This is a genomic window from Streptomyces sp. NPDC029152, assembly GCF_055564355.1.
Genome location: NZ_JBVHWR010000002.1, coordinates 354478 through 368613 on the forward strand (window position 1 = coordinate 354478; position 14136 = coordinate 368613).

Here is a 14136-nt window from a genome sequence, read left to right on the forward strand (position 1 = left end):
GATCCGCATTCCCGGCATCGAGATCGGCTCCGTCCTCGCGCAGTGGCCTCGTCCCGCGCGACGGACGGCGACAGAGCCGGTGGCGCGGGCTGCGTGAAATATTCCTCCTCGCGGGGAGTCGTGGATCGGGGCGGGAGTGTGCGACGGTGGACCGACAACGAGACCGGCCGGCGCCTGCGCGTGGCGGCCTTTCGGGGAACCGGGCGTTGCCCCCCTCCCGGGCACCCGGCTCCCCGCCATCGTCGTCCGCCCCCTTCCGGGGGTGTTTCGCCTTTGGGCTCACCAACCCCCGGAAGGGGGCGCGCCCAACATGAACATCACCACCACCGTCGACGGCACGTCTGCACGCATCACGGTGCGCGGGGACATCGACTACGACACCCTGCTCCCGCTGCGTACCGCCGCCGACGCGCTACCGCCGCAGGTGACCGACCTGGAGTGGGACCTGAACCACACGGCCTTCATGGACGTCGCCGGCCTCCACCTCCTGTTCACCCCCCTCCGGCCCGGGAGCGGCCCGGGCCGCCGGACGACCGTGACCGGACTGCGCCCCCAGCCGCTACGACTGCTGCGCCTGGCCGCCGACCTGCGCCCTGCCGCCTTCGACCTCGTCCGTCTGCTCCCCGGCACACCGTCCGTCGGCGTCCGGCAGGCGGCCCCTGAGCGGCTCTGAAGAGAGCACCGGGCCGCGTCACCGCTGGTGGCACCGACAGCAGCCCGGGTGACAGGGCTGGGCGGGCTCCTGGACGGCGGGCCCGCAGGGGAGATCCTCGCGGACGCCGGCCACCAAGGCCTGGGAGTCCAACCGGCGGGCGCTTGGTGACGCCACCGCACCGCACGTTCAAGAGGAACGCCCGGACCGGTGCGAGGAGACGCGCGAACGGCACCGCAAGCCCCACCGCGGCCCACGACGTCTCACCGCCTACCGTGCACGATCTCGTCGGTTCTCCCGGCCGCCGAGTTCCGTGGTCTTGAGCGTCCACGGGCCGTCCGCCTTGAAGGGGAGCAGCGGCGGGGAAGAACTCCCCGAAGGCGACGGTGGACGCGCCGCCCGTCCGCTCCACGGTGGACGAGACGACAGCCGTCCCGTCCGGGGCGACCGCCCTCAACGCGCCGCCGTCCGCCGGTCCGCCGGTCCGGCTGTCACGATCCGCTCGGCCACCGGCTCGACCCAGTGGAGAGCGAGCGCCAGACCCGAGGAGCCGTAGCCCACCGCCCCCGACGGATGGTGGAGCTGCCCGTGGAAGACCATGTCCGCGTCTGCGCGCACCCGGCCCGAGGCGTCGAGGGGCAGCGCGGCGGGACCGACGTCCGCCACCCCCACCCGCAGGGCGACCGACGGAACCCAGCAGTTCTTCATGACCGCGTCATCCGTGCCGCACAGCATGCGGCACGGGCCACTGCGAAGCCGATCAACCGACCGCCGCCGCCACCGCGAACCGCGCCGCGTGCAGCCCGGCACACGCCTCGCCGTACGCCGACAGCTCCTCCGGTGAGCCCATGACCCCGGTGCGTCCGGTCCTGACGTCCGGTGTCACGAGCCCGCCGTCCGGGCCGTGCCGGGCCGGCCCGACGGCCTCCTCGGCGGGGACGTCGCGGACGATGCCGCCGTCGCTCGGCGTGTGCCCGGCGGCACCCGGTAGGGGATTCCGGCCGTCGCGATCTTGCGCGTGGCTCGCGGGATCCGCTGTGACACGGTGTTCTCGCCGACCGGAGAGGCACGGACGATCGCCCGGGTGGTGAGCCCGCTGACCGCCCGGAGGGTCAGCGCGACCCGTGAGTCGAGGGCGAGCGCCGGACGCCGGCAGGTGAACGCCGGCCGCGGCCGCTCGTTCCCGGGCGGCGGTGGTTCGCGGTCCTCCTCCAGCGAGGCACCCCGTCCCGCTGTTCCGCGTCCCCCACCCCTGAACCTCCGTACGGAACCGGCCGTCGTGGCAACCGACTTGGCCGGTCGGCCCCCTTGACGGCGCCTGCTGCGGCGCTAAGGTCTAGACCTGCGCGCGTAGGTCTAGACCTGCGTGGGGTTGCCTGATCGGCAACGTCGTGTTCCGGGGCGGGCTGGTTCGACGTGGACCGAAGGGATAGGAATGTCATGAACATGAAAAGAAGAGCGGCCGTCGCGGTCGGGGCGCTGGTCGCCCCGCTGATCGCCGTCAGTCTGCCGGCGGGTACGGCGAACGCCCACGGCTGGGTGGTCACGCCGAACAGCCGGCAGGACCAGTGTGCGTCGCGTGTGGTCAACTGCGGCCAGATCAAGTGGGAGCCGGCGAGCGTCGAGGGTCCCAAGGGGCTCCGCAACTGCAGCGGCGGTGACGCCCGGTGGGCGGACCTGGACGACGACAGCAAGCCCTGGAGGGTCTCGCCGGTCGCCACCGACCAGACCTTCACCTGGCGCATCGAGGCACGCCACGCCACCTCCAACTGGCAGTACTTCATCGGCAACCAGAAGATCGCCGAGTTCCCCGGGCGGGGCGCCCTGCCCCCCGCGGAGGTCAGCCACCAGGTGAACTTCGGGAACTTCACCGGCCGTCAGAAAGTACTCGCCGTCTGGAACATCGCGGACACCGCCAACGCCTTCTACGCCTGCATCGACGTCAACATCGGCGGCACCGGCGGTGGTGGCGGAGGCGGCGGCACCGGTGGCGGGGACGGCGGTGGCGGTGGCGGTGGCGGGTCCACTGACTGCGCGGCGGCGCCCTGGAGCTCCGGCACCGTCTACAACGGCGGTGAGACCGTCTCGCACAACGGCCGCAACTGGCGCGCCAAGTGGTGGGTGACGGGCGAGGAGCCCGGAACCACCGGCCAGTGGGGCGTCTGGGAAGACCTCGGGGCCTGCTGACACCGACGTGTCGTCAGGTACGGCCGGGCCTGCGCGTGCCCACCCGGGTGCGCGCAGGCCCGGCGCGCACCCTCGTGCCCCGACCGCACCTCCGCTCCGCCGGCCGCGTCCTCCACCTCCACCAGGAGCCCTCGCCATGAGAGTCCGACACAGAATGCTCGCCTGCTCCGTCGCCCCTCTGCTCGGCGGCGCCGGCGCGCTGGCCACCCCCTCCGCCGCGCAGACGGCCAACTTGCTGTCCAACCCCGGTTTCGAGTCCGGCAGCCTCCAGGACTGGTCCTGCTCGGGCGGAACCGGATCGGTCGTCGGCAACCCCGTGCACGGCGGCACCAAGGCGCTGGCGGGCGCGGTGAGCGCCGCCGACAACGCCCGGTGCGCACAGACCGTCGTCGTCCAGCCGAACACCCAGTACACCCTGTCGGCCTGGGTGCGCGGCAGCTACGTGTACCTCGGCGTCAACGGCGGCACGTCCACCTGGGCCGCCTCCGCCCCCGACTGGAAGCAGCTGAAGGTCACCTTCACCACCGGCGCCTCCCAGCGCACCGCCGAGGTCTACCTGCACGGCTGGTACGGCCAGGGCACCTACTACGCCGACGACATCGGCCTGGAGGGCCCCGGCGGCACCGACGACCGCGAGGCCCCCTCCGTCCCGGGCTCCCCGCGGACCACCGCGACGTCAGCGACCAGCGTCTCGCTCGCCTGGAACGCCTCCACCGACGACGTCGGTGTCACCGGCTACGACGTCTACCGCGACGGGGCCCTGGCCACCTCGGTGACCGGCACCACCGCGACCGTCTCCGGCCTGACGCCCAGCACCGAGTACCGCTTCACCGTGCGGGCGAAGGACCGGGCGGGCAACGTGTCCGCGGATTCCGCGGTCGTCACCGCGAGGACGGGCGACAAGGGCGAGGGCGGGGACCGCTTCGTCCAGGCCGCGCCGTACCTCTACCTCGGCTGGGGCAATCCCCCCAGCGCGACCGAGGTCATGAGGGCCACCGGCATCAAGTGGTACACGATGGCCTTCGTCCTCGCGCAGAACGGGTGCAACCCCGCCTGGGACAGCCAGCGCCCCCTCACCGGCGGTGTGGACGAGTCGACCATCCGGGCCGTCCGGGCGGCCGGCGGCGACGTCGTCCCGTCCATCGGCGGCTGGAGCGGCAACAAGCTCGGCCCCAACTGCTCCACCACCGAGGCGCTGGCCGGCGCCTACCAGAAGGTGATCGACGCCTACGGCCTCAAGGCGATCGACGTCGACATCGAGAACACCGACGAGTTCGAGAACGCGGCGGTCCAGGACCGCATCCTCGGCGCCCTGAAGATCGTCAAGCAGAACAACCCGGGGCTGCGGACGATCCTCACCTTCCCGACGCTCAACACCGGCCCCAACTCCTGGGGCAACCGCCTCATCGAGCGCTCCCACGCCCTCGGCGCGGACATCGACAACTTCACCATCATGCCGTTCAACTTCGGTGGCCAGGCCGACATGTACGGCAGCACGGTGCGCGCCACCGAGGGGCTGAAGACCAAACTCATGTCCGTCTTCGGCTGGTCCGAGGCGGAGGCCTACGCCCACGTGGGCATCTCCGGCATGAACGACAGCAGTGACACGGGAGAGGTCACCACCGCGCAGATCTGGACACAGATCCGTGACTGGGCCAACGCCCACCACATCGGCAGGCTCTCCTTCTGGGCCGTCAACCGCGACCGGCCCGAGTGGAAGTTCACCTCCATCACGGCCGGCTTCACCGGCTGACCCGGTAGCGCCCGGCCGCCGAGCCGTCCTCCGCCCCCTGGGGGTGGAGGACGGCTCGGCGGATGCGGTCGTGGACCAGCGCGAGCGTGCCGTCTTCGCCTGCCGACCGGCTGACGAGTGTCCACCTGCCGACGGGCAGGCCGTCGTCGAAGGGGCGCGGCCCGCCGCCGAGGAGGACGGAAAGGACGGTGAGGGCAGGGAGTTGTGCCGTCGGCGGGTGGGCACGCACGCGTACGGCGTTGCCTGCCACGGGCTGCGCATCCTCCTGGTCGCTGTCGGCGCCGTCGTGGCCGCCGACCGGAACCTGGTTGATGTGAAAGGGAGTCGGCTGATCACCTGAGTGCCGGCCTTTTCCGTGTTCGTGGCGATCACGACGGCGGTCGGCACGTGGCTGAAACCCCAGCAGAAATGGCGGGTCTTCATGGAGTCGCGCGACTCGTCGGCCGACCTCTTGGCGCAGGCGGAGGGCGGTCTGCCCGCCGGGGAAGTGCGGGCCCGTTTCCCGGAGCCCCGTCAGCGGCACGGGGAGTGCGGCCTCTTCTGGGGCGTGTCGTATCTGTCGAGAGCGTCGACGGGCCGGACGAGGTGGTGCTCCTGCGCCCGGCCCGTCCACCCGCCGCTAAAGGTCGAGCTGGTGCTGGTGTGTCGCGTGCGTGGGCGTGTAACCGAGACTGTCGTTGATCCGTCGCATGTGCGTGTTGCTGTCAGCGGTGTCGGTCAGGAGGCCACCGAGGTTCGGATAGCGCTCGCGGGCCTGTCGGATCGACTCGGACTTCATCCATCGGCCGAGGCCGTGCCCGCGGTGCTCCGGCAGCACACCGGTGCCGTAGTGCTGGCCGTCACCCGTGCCGTCGCCGGGGACGACGAGTTCGGTGAACCCGGCGATCGAACCGTCGGAGGCGTCGATGGCGACGACGGTGTGCAGGTGGTCGCCGCGCTGTTCGACGGCCCTCGCCGCGGCCCTGACGCGGTCCACGTCCCAGGTCACGGTGCCGTGGTCGGTGTCGTCCATGGGCATGTCGTCCATGGCACGGCGCGAGGCGGCGAACGTCTCGGCGAGGCCGTCGGGGACGGTTCCCTGCCATGACGTCAGCCGGTAGCCGGGATGCGGACGCTCGATGGTCTCGGTGAGGGCGGTGGTGTCCACCCCTGCCAGGGGCAAGCGGGTGAACCTCAGAGTGAGGACCTTACGGAAACCGCGCGCCGCCAGGAAGCGGTCGCCGGGCGATCCGGCCTCGGCCTGTGCGGTGACGCAGCGTCGGCCATCGTCCCGGGCGGTGACCACAGCGGCCTCCAGGAGCCGGGAACCGACGCGCTTGCGCCGCTCCCCGGGATGGACGTGGAGGGTCAGCTCGGCCAGGTGCTCTTGTCCAGGATCGGTGAACAGCCGCAGGAAGGCCGTCCCGACAGGGATGGAATCGGCGTCGGACGCCAGCCACGCAAGACGCCGGCCGTGCGGCCCGTGAGCGGGGTCGGTCAGTGGGGTGATACGAAGCGACAAGGTGTCTCCGTCGTGTGGAGGTGGCAAAGACCGGTACGCGGGCTCGACCGCTGGGCACTCCTGCGCATGTGCTCCACACCTCCTCGTCGACGGTGCCGCTCCGGGACAACGCGGACGGCTCGCAGAATCTAGCGGCCCGCCCGGTTCGCCGGCAAAGGGTTAGCGAAAGACCGGTGTGTCAGAGCCGCTCGTCCACCCCTTTCCGACCTGAGGGCGGTGCCGTCGAGGCGGGCTGCTGTACAACGCGGAGAGACTCTTGGCGGACGGGTCCACGGCCGAGATCACCCGTGTCCGCCAGGAGCTTCGCGTGCTTGCCCGTCCGTCGTCGACGTCCTGGGAAGCACCCTGCTGCCGGTCGACCGGATCACCGACGCCGTGAAGGCCGTCGCCGCCCTTCCACACGTCTCGGCCTGAGGTGGGTCCCCTGGTCCTCGACGGCTACGCGGCCCACAGGACACCGGCACCGAGAAGCGGCTGCCGGCTCACACCATGCTCGTCTCCGACGTCCTGCGCGGTGTCACGGCCGGGCCGGTCGTGACGCGCCCGGACCGGCTGCGTGGAACCACGCCTCCAGGCTCGCAGGACCGGCACAGGCGGGACCGGCGGACTCGACGAGGTGAGCGAGAAGAGCCGGGCGGGCGGGCGCGTCCCCGAGCCGCGTCACGCGTCGTGGGCGGTGCGGGAGCGGCGCGCGGCCCGGCGGCGCAGGCGTAGCGGCAGCGCATACCAGCACAGGCCGAACCACAGCATGACCGTGCCGACGAGTACCTCGGCCAGGACGCCGGGGACCACGAACCGGAGGATCAGCAGAAGTGTGCAGCCGATGGTCAGGGCCAGGAGGACCATGCCGCACATCATCAAGCGGCCGGCGGCCTCCACGACCTCGTCCTTCATGCGCTGACCGGACAGGAACCGGTGGATGGACACAGGCGCTATGAGGGACGCGGTGGCTGCCGCGCCGAGCACCACGGTGATGACGTAGATGCCGCGGTCCAGGGCCTCCAGCTGTCTGAACGTGGGGGTGAAGGCGACACTGAGCAGGAACCCGAAGAGGATCTGCACGCCCGTCTGGGTGACCCGGGTTTCCTGAAGTATCTCGTTCCAGCGGCGGTTGACCCGTTCACGCGGTGACTCCGGTGCCTCGGTACCGGAGTTTTGGCTGTGGCCGCGGGCGTGTCCGCAGCACGCGGCGTCCTCCCTCGCCGAATCGACCGGCTGCTGTGTCATCGTCATGGCACCCTCCAAGTCCCAGGCGGATCGTTTGCCCGGCTCGGCCGCTTCTATGCAGGTCATGTGACGCGCGCGGGGCAGCGTCGGCCGAGTCACCGCCGTCGCCTTCGCGGGCACGGGACGGGTTCCCGCCGTGCTCGTCGACCACGGATGCGGGCACCGTCCGCGAACGGCTGCCCCGGACGGCCGCCGGCCTCGAAGGACTGTGCTTCAGGAGGCCGGCAGAGCCGTACCGCCCCGGCTCCCGGGGGAGAGAATGCAAGGTTCGCGCCACCCTGGACACCATGCCGGTGGGGGCGCCGGTCCCGTCACCGCACCCCGAACACCACGGTCACGGCGGCATCCGCCCACCGCCGCCGGACCGGCTGCCCCACGGGGTCGACGAACACCGCTTCGGCCCCGCTCCCGTGGTCCACGGCCACTCGCCCTGCCCGGCCAGTGCCCCGGCGCCGCCGTGCGGCTGCGCGAAGCGCTGATCGGCGCCGGCGAGGTGGACGCCGTCAGGACCGTCCGGACACCGACCGGGCCTCCATCCGGGACGGCTGCGGTTCCGAGGTGCTGCGGCCGGTCCCGTCCCGCCGGCCTCGTGCTCCACGCATCGGCCACCACATTCCCCCGCCCAGCAGTGCCGCGGCCGCCGGGACCAGCAGGAGCGACACGACGAAGGCGGACAGGAGGATGCCCAGGGCCGTGGCGAAGCCCAGCTGACGGGTGGAGGGGTCCGCGTTCACCGCGAGGCTGCCGAAGGACGCCGCGAGGACCACGCCTGCCGTGGCGACGGCCGGCGCCGTGTGCCGCACCGCGCGGGCCACGGCGGCGCGGACCGGGCCCCCGTGAGCCATCTCCTCACGCAGACGGTCGCTGACCAGGATGTTGTAGTCGGTGCCCAACGCCACCACGAACAGGAACAGCACCAGTGGCAGGACGAAGGTCACGCCCGCCTCGCCGCCGATGTGCTGGAAGACCAGCGCGGAGGCGCCGAACGTCGCCGCGAAGCACAGCCCGATCGCGAGCATCAGCACCACCGGTGCCGCCAGGCTGCGCAACAGCACCACCAGGATCAGCGCGATCAGTGCCGCCGCCACCGGGAACACCGTCCGCAGGTCCCGGTCGACCGCCGTCGCCACATCGGCGAACACGGCCGCGGTGCCGCCCACGTGCGTGGTGAGTCCGGCGGGCGTCGCTTCCCGCACGGCTTGGCGCACCGGGCCCGCCACGAGATCCCGCGCGCGCTGCGACTGGGCGTCCACCGTCAAGTAGGCGTCCAGCCGGGCGGCGGTGCGGTCGGCGTCGAACACGGGGGCGGCCACCTTTCCCACTCCGGTCACCTCCGACAGCGCCCGGTGCACGACGCCCAGCTCCGCGGGGTCCAGGGCCCGGCCGTCGTCGGTGGTGACGTACACCGTCGTCGGGTCGGACACTCCCGGCGGCAGGGCACCGGCGATCTCCCGCGCCGTCGCGGCGGCCGCCGTGTCGCGCGGGGTGCCGCCGGTGCCGAAGTCCATGCGGACGCCCGCCACACCGACCGCCAGCGCGCCGAGGAGGACCACCGACGCCACGAGCACCAGCACCGGGCGGCGCGCCACCAACTCGCCGGCACGGCCCGCCGTGCCGGTCCGCCCGGTCTTCTGCGAGAGCGTCCGCGACGGCCAGAACATCTTCCGCCCGGTCACCGCCAGCAGCGCGGGCATCAGGGTCAGACTCGCCACCAGCATCACCAGCACCGACACCGCCACCGAGGGCCCGAGCACCCGGAACTGTCCGAACGTCGCCATGCCGAGCGTCGCGAAGGCCGCCACGATCGTCAGCGCCGCCGAGGTCACCGCCGTGCCCACCCGCCCGGCCACGTCAGCGGCCACCACGCGGTGGTGCTCCTCCGGACGCCGGCGCAGCTCCTCGCGGAAGCGGAACAACAGGAAGAGGAAGTAGTCGACGCCGATGCCGATCAGCACGGTGCCGATCATGCTCGGGGTGCCCGGGTCCAGTTCGAAACCGGTCAGGAGGGCCGCACCCACGACCGTGCCGGCGGCGGCGCCCCCCACCACGGACACCGCGAACAGCGGCACGAACGCCGCCAGGACGCTGCGGAACACGAGCACGTTGATCAGGACGATCAGCCCGAGCACCACCAGACCGACCACCGTCTGCGTGGTCTCCTCCGCGTCGGCGCGGTCCACCACGTCCGCCAGGCCGCCGGTGAACCCCGTGCGCAGCCCGGCCTCGCCGAACTCCTGCTGTGCGCGGTCGTGGAAGACCCGGTACAGGGAGTGCATGGCGGGGTCGGTGGAGTTGCCCCGCAGCCGTGCGCCGAGCAGGGCGAACGACTTGTCCGGGGCGGTCGTCATGAGCGCCACGCGGGGAACCTGGGAGTAGTCCTCGGAGAGCCCCCGTATCTGCTCGTCCGTCCACGGCATCCGCAGGCGCGTGGCGCTCAGTTCACGCGCCACGTCCTGTACGCGCTGCTCGTCCGCTTCCCGCAGCGGCTTGCCGTCGCGTCGCGCCACCAGCACCGTCACCGCGTCGGCGTCCGGTTCCGCGCCGAACTCCTCCCGGGCGATCCGCAGCGCCGCGGCCGCGTCGTACTCCGGTGGCAGGAAGCCGGCGCTGTCGGTGTTCGTCACGCGGAAGACGAGCGTCTGACCCATGAGCGCCACGAAGACGCCGATCACCGCCCACACGATGATGACCCGCCAAGGTCTGCGGGTCGAGAATCCGGTCAGGGAACGGATCACGGAGAGCCTCCGGGAAGGGTAGGGGAGTGCGGGGAACGGGTGCCACGGGACCGTGGACGTCCGAGGCGGCCCCCTGCCGGGTCGTCCCGGCACTCGTCCAGCACATCAGCGCCGCGCGGCCCGGACCTCGGAGCCGAGGACGAGAAACCCTCTGGGAGCACGGCCCCGACCCGTCGCGCCACTGGGAGCCTGCTCCCGGTCCGCGCTCCCTCCCGGTCCGGACGCCATGGGCCCGGCGCACCGGCACCATGGGACACTCGACGGACGAACCGCAGGTCATCGGGCCGCTCCGACGGCCGCGGGGAAACGCGGACGCGCACAGGGGGCGGAGATGGGACGAAGCGTGGACGAAGGGCACCCCGGCCGGGCACGGGACGGGGCCGACGCGCCCGGTGCCGAGCTGCCGGACCGCCCGACCGGGCCGCGTCCCGACGGGGCCGCGACGGAGAACCGGACCGGAGGGCCGGGACTGTGGACCCAGCACGACGGGCTCGTCGCCGTCGGCGCCGCGGCCGTCGATCTCGTGGGCTTCACCGTCACCAGCCAGATGGACCAGGGCCACGTCCCGGTGGCCGGGTGCCTGGTCGTGGTCGTCGCCTCGCTGTTCCTGCTGGCGCGCCGCCGCGCACCCCTGACGGTCCTCGCGTGCGTCCTCGCGGCGAACCTGTCGGTCAACTGGTTCAGTTCCGTGGGCCAGCACTACGGGGCGGCCATGATCGTCGCCCTCTACACCGTCGTACGTCACCACAGGGCCGCGGTCGGCGCGGCGGCCGTCGTCGGCTGCGTCGCGGTGCTCCAGTTCGTCCACCCCGGGATGCCCGCGCCGTCCCTGATCGAGCTCGCCCCCAACGCCGCGTCCGCGTTGTTCGTGGCCGGCGCCGCCGTCGTCGTCGGCCGCTGGCAGCGCAACGCCGAGGCCCAGCGGCGGCGGCTCGCCGAGCGGGCCGTCTCCGACGAACGGCGCCGTATCGCCCGGGAGCTGCACGACATCGTCGCCCACCACCTGACCACGATGCAGCTGCTCGCCGGAGGCGCTCGGGCCAACCTGGACCGGTCCCCGGAGGCCGCCCGCGAGGCGCTCGTCGCCCTGGAGGGCTCCGGCCGCTCCGCCCTGCGCGAGATGCGTCACCTGCTCGACGTGCTGCGGGCCGGCGACGAGAGCGAGGAGGGCGACGGGGGAGGGACGACCGCACCGCAGCCCGGCGTCGGCGACCTGGACCGCATCGTCGGGGACAGCCGCCGCGCCGGCCTTCCCACCACGCTCACCACCGAGGGCGACCCCCGCTCGCTCCCGCCCGGCGTCGCGCTCACCGTCTTCCGCATCGTCCAGGAAGCCCTCACCAACGCCCGCAAGCACGCGGGCGACGGCGCGCGCGTCGACGTGCGGCTCACCTGCTCGGCCCGCGAGGTGCGGGTCGCCGTCACCGACGACGGTCCGCGTCCCGGCCGCCCCGCCGCGCGCGGAACGGGCTACGGGCTCGTGGGGATGCGGGAGCGCGTCGCCCTCCACGGCGGCACCCTGCGGGCCGGACCGGAGGGCGGAGGGTTCGCCGTCCGCGCCCGCCTCCCCCTGCCCGCCGACCGTCAGGAGGCGTACGCGTGAGCGCGATCGTGAAGGTCCTCATCGCCGACGACCAGCCCCTCGTCCGACGCGGCCTCGCCCTGATGCTGGCCCCCGAACCCGGCTTCCAGGTCGTGGCCGAGGCCGAGGACGGCGCCGAGGCGGTCCGCCGCGCCCACGAATGCCGACCCGACGTGGTCATCATGGACATCCGCATGCCGGTCCTGGACGGCATCGCCGCCACCGAACGGTTGACCACCGAACTGCCCGGCTGCCGGGTCCTGGCCCTGAGCACCTTCGACATGGACGAGTACGTCGTGAACGCCCTGAGGGCGGGGGCGTGCGGCTTCCTGCCCAAGGACATCTCGCCCGAGGACCTCGTCGCCGCCCTGCGCGTGGTCCACGACGGCGAGGCGATCCTCGCCCCACGGCTCCTGACCCGGCTCATCTCCACGCACGTCAAGGCCCCGGCCCACCCGTCACCGGACCCGGTTCCCTTCGGCGCCGAGGGAATCACCCCGCGTGAGCGGGAGGTGTGGCGGCTGATCGCCGGCGGTCTGGACAACACGGAGATCGCCGACCGGCTCGGGGTGAGCGCCTCCACCGTGAAGAACCACATCACCGGCCTCTTCGCCAAGCTGCGGGTCCGTGACCGGGCCCAAGCGGTCATCGCCGCGTACGAGACGGGCCTGGTCACGGCGCGACGGGAGGCGTAGGACCCGGGCCGGGGCGGGACACCGTGACGCACACCGAGACGGCGACAGTCACGACACCGCGGCGACGCCGGGGCCGCGCCTGCCGAAAAGCTCGTCCGTCCGGTTCAGGCGGCATGCCGATACTCGTGGAGTATGCCGCCGAGGACCCGGATCCGGCGGCAGGCGTGCTCGACCACCGCACATGCACGAAGCCGCGTCCCGGACGAGGTGATCGTTTCCAGGAAGTCGCATGCCGGCAGGGCGTCGGCCTGGGAGCACGGGAAGTCCGCCCATGCGCTCGTCGCGCGCTCGGGCGCCGGACCGGTCCCGGCTTCCTGGAGGATCTCCCGGACGGGGGAGGGGAAGCCGCCGCAACGCTGGTGCGCGGGCCGGGAGTCGAACCTTCTCGCCCCCGAGTCGGCGCTCCAGCACCGTGATCCGATGCCGGAGGGCGAGGACCTCCGTGCCCTTGTCCCGGTCGCTCATGAGCAGCGGGCGCAGCACGGCGAACGTGTTCGTCACGGTCGGGCAAGCCGGTCGCAGCAGCACGACCAGCCATCGTGCCGGGGGGATCGACGGACCCGCGAGAGCACCGGTTCCAGCGTCCGTACTCGAGAACCCGCGCATCTCGCACTCCAGCGCCCACTTCGGCGGACGAGGTTCCCGGCAAGGGTGAGCGGGTCGAGCACGCATCCCTCCCTCAGGCTGTTCCGTTCGGATCGCGCCTCGCTGTACGCCGGGCGCGTTGTACGGACGGTGATCCTGCGGTCCCGATCCCGTGTGCCGGGCTGGTTAGAGTGGCCGCCATGAGTGATCGCCGCGGAACTCAGACCATGTCGCCGGTGCTGCTCGGCGTGGACGACGGTGGCTGGTCGCCCGTCACTGCGGGCGAGTCGGGAGCGGCTGTCTTTCGCAGCGCGGACGCCACCCGGTATGCCAAGTGCGTGCCCGCTGCGGACACAGCCGACCTGAAAGCCGAACGCGACCGGGTCGCGTGGCTGAGCGGTCAGGGCGTACCTGGCCCCCGAGTGCTCGACTGGCAGTCCGGTGACGCCGGTGCCTGTCTGGTGACGAGTGCCGTCTCCGGCATACCTGCTGATCAGGTGCCAGCGGAGGACCTGCGGGACGCCTGGGAACGCATCGCGGACGCGGTCCGCCGACTGCACGACGTGCCGGTGTCCCAGTGCCCTTTCCGCCGGGGTCTGGACTCCATGGTCGCCGTGGCGCGCGACGTCGTGGCCCGGGACGCCGTCGACCCCGAGTTCCTCCCCGTCGACCAGCAGCAGACGCCCAGCACGGAGCTGCTGGACCGCCTCACCCGGCAGGTCCCACGGCGACGGGAGCAGGAAGCCGCCGACACGGTCGTCTGCCACGGGGATCTGTGCCTGCCCAACATCATCCTCGATACGCAGACCCTGGACGTGTCGGGCTTCGTCGACCTGGGCCGACTCGGACTGGCCGACCGTTACGCCGACCTGGCACTGCTGCTCGCCAACGCGCGAGAGACATGGCCCGACGAGGAGCGGGCTCTGGCCGCGGACAGGGCCTTCGCCGAGAGGTACGGCGTCGCCCTCGACCACGACCGCCTGCGCTTTTACCTCCATCTCGACCCCCTCACCTGGGGCTGATCGATCCCTGGGGACTCCTACGAGTCGGTGCGTGACAGCGGGTGGGGCGTCGTGCCTGGCCGGTGGGAGGTTCCGGCTGTGGCGACCATGATCAATCGGGCGGTGCCGGCGCATCGACTGTTCACCGGCGTCCCTCGACAGCATCCGGCTTGCCCGGTCGGGGAGCCGGCCGCACCGTGGCAGGCCGGTCTCGAGGA

The 14136-nt window shown here is 72.4% G+C and carries 12 protein-coding genes; 6 read left to right on the forward strand and 6 right to left on the reverse strand.

Annotated features, from left to right (window positions below; all coding sequences use genetic code 11):
• Positions 1 to 310: 310 nt before the first annotated feature.
• Positions 311 to 673: an STAS domain-containing protein gene (locus ACZ4V6_RS05485; protein WP_467822718.1), complete on the forward strand. Its 363-nt coding sequence runs from the start codon at positions 311 to 313 to the stop codon at positions 671 to 673.
• A gap of 432 nt (positions 674 to 1105) precedes the next feature.
• Here the strand turns inward: ACZ4V6_RS05485 and ACZ4V6_RS05490 are convergent, their stop codons facing one another.
• Positions 1106 to 1360 (reverse strand): hypothetical protein, encoded by a 255-nt coding sequence (locus tag ACZ4V6_RS05490; RefSeq protein ID WP_467822720.1) that lies wholly within the window; start codon positions 1358 to 1360, stop codon positions 1106 to 1108.
• A 52-nt stretch (positions 1361 to 1412) separates the two neighbouring features.
• A complete protein-coding gene (locus tag ACZ4V6_RS05495; RefSeq protein WP_467822721.1) occupies positions 1413 to 1538 on the reverse strand; it encodes a hypothetical protein in 126 nt (41 codons plus the stop codon).
• A gap of 554 nt (positions 1539 to 2092) precedes the next feature.
• Here ACZ4V6_RS05495 and ACZ4V6_RS05500 point away from each other — a divergent pair.
• Together ACZ4V6_RS05500 and ACZ4V6_RS05505 are read left to right on the forward strand one after the other, a co-directional pair.
• A complete protein-coding gene (locus ACZ4V6_RS05500) occupies positions 2093 to 2839 on the forward strand; it encodes a lytic polysaccharide monooxygenase (protein WP_467822723.1) in 747 nt (248 codons plus the stop codon).
• Between the two features lie 136 nt (positions 2840 to 2975).
• Positions 2976 to 4592, forward strand: a complete 1617-nt coding sequence (locus ACZ4V6_RS05505; RefSeq protein ID WP_467822724.1) for a carbohydrate binding domain-containing protein — start codon at positions 2976 to 2978, stop codon at positions 4590 to 4592.
• Here ACZ4V6_RS05505 and ACZ4V6_RS05510 read toward each other — a convergent pair.
• The 4 genes from ACZ4V6_RS05510 to ACZ4V6_RS05525 all read right to left on the reverse strand — a co-directional run bounded on the left by ACZ4V6_RS05510 (position 4582) and on the right by ACZ4V6_RS05525 (position 10055).
• A complete protein-coding gene (locus ACZ4V6_RS05510) occupies positions 4582 to 4842 on the reverse strand; it encodes a hypothetical protein (RefSeq protein ID WP_467822726.1) in 261 nt (86 codons plus the stop codon). The genes ACZ4V6_RS05505 and ACZ4V6_RS05510 overlap by 11 nt on opposite strands.
• Before the next feature lie 369 nt (positions 4843 to 5211).
• The gene (locus tag ACZ4V6_RS05515) at positions 5212 to 6093 is read right to left on the reverse strand and encodes a GNAT family N-acetyltransferase (RefSeq protein ID WP_467822728.1); all 882 of its coding nucleotides are present in this window, start codon (positions 6091 to 6093) and stop codon (positions 5212 to 5214) included.
• A gap of 660 nt (positions 6094 to 6753) precedes the next feature.
• Positions 6754 to 7326: a DUF6328 family protein gene (locus ACZ4V6_RS05520; RefSeq protein WP_467822730.1), complete on the reverse strand. Its 573-nt coding sequence runs from the start codon at positions 7324 to 7326 to the stop codon at positions 6754 to 6756.
• Positions 7327 to 7823: 497 nt separating this feature from the next.
• Entirely contained in the window at positions 7824 to 10055 is a 2232-nt protein-coding gene (locus tag ACZ4V6_RS05525) for an MMPL family transporter (protein ID WP_467822732.1), read from the reverse strand.
• A gap of 331 nt (positions 10056 to 10386) precedes the next feature.
• Here ACZ4V6_RS05525 and ACZ4V6_RS05530 point away from each other — a divergent pair, with 331 nt between their 5' ends.
• The 3 genes from ACZ4V6_RS05530 to ACZ4V6_RS05540 all read left to right on the forward strand — a co-directional run bounded on the left by ACZ4V6_RS05530 (position 10387) and on the right by ACZ4V6_RS05540 (position 13939).
• A complete protein-coding gene (locus tag ACZ4V6_RS05530) occupies positions 10387 to 11658 on the forward strand; it encodes a sensor histidine kinase (RefSeq protein WP_467822733.1) in 1272 nt (423 codons plus the stop codon).
• A complete protein-coding gene (locus ACZ4V6_RS05535; RefSeq protein ID WP_467822734.1) occupies positions 11655 to 12332 on the forward strand; it encodes a response regulator in 678 nt (225 codons plus the stop codon). Before ACZ4V6_RS05530 ends, ACZ4V6_RS05535 begins: the two co-directional genes overlap by 4 nt.
• Positions 12333 to 13117: 785 nt before the next feature.
• Complete coding sequence (locus ACZ4V6_RS05540; RefSeq protein WP_467822735.1) at positions 13118 to 13939, forward strand: APH(3'') family aminoglycoside O-phosphotransferase; 822 nt, start codon at positions 13118 to 13120, stop codon at positions 13937 to 13939.
• Positions 13940 to 14136 lie beyond the last annotated feature (197 nt).